The 499-nt window shown below is 58.5% G+C and carries 1 protein-coding gene and 1 pseudogene; both read right to left on the bottom strand.

Annotation, left to right across the window (positions count from 1 at the left end):
• On the bottom strand, positions 1-198 hold a 198-nt coding region (locus OWC48_RS46260; protein WP_282525965.1), incomplete at its 3' end, for a flavin reductase.
• A 103-nt stretch (positions 199-301) separates the two neighbouring features.
• A pseudogene (locus tag OWC48_RS46255) lies at positions 302-499 on the bottom strand (acyl-CoA dehydrogenase); the annotation flags it as partial.

The following is a 499-nucleotide window of genomic DNA, read 5'->3' as shown; positions in this document are numbered from 1 at the left end:
CAGCGGAGGGTCAGCAGACACGGACAAGAACGAACTGACGGTCAAAGCCATTCGCTTGCCACCGAGATTGGTCGTGATAACCGACACCGGCGACGCGGCTCTGCGCATCGCCGACAAGAAGGCATCCCTTGAGACTACCTTCGTTTCCTCACGCGCCGGCAGGCCTAAAGCTGCTGGAGCTCGAACGGTGGCATGCATGTTAGATCTCCCTTTTGGTTCGACTGCGAGCTATTTAGCTAAGGCCTCGCACTACCCAATACTGACCGCTCCTCGTTTGCGGCCCACATATCGATAGCCCTCGTCAGTCGTCGAGCATCGGATTCTCAGACGGAAGTCCCAAAAGGACGCGCCCGTAAGTCGAGGCGTTGACATCCCAGTTTTGAGTGATGTGCCGATTGGCTACCGCGGTGTCCGACACGCATCGCGCGATCGGATTTCGGTCATAGATCACGCCGCCACCACCCGCTTCCAGCACGAGGTTGACCGCGGACGACGAAAG

Source organism: Bradyrhizobium sp. Arg816, from assembly GCF_029989365.1.
GTDB lineage: Bacteria > Pseudomonadota > Alphaproteobacteria > Rhizobiales > Xanthobacteraceae > Bradyrhizobium.
The sequence above is the reverse complement of the archived record's forward strand: the minus strand, read 5'-3'. Positions and strand labels throughout refer to the sequence as shown.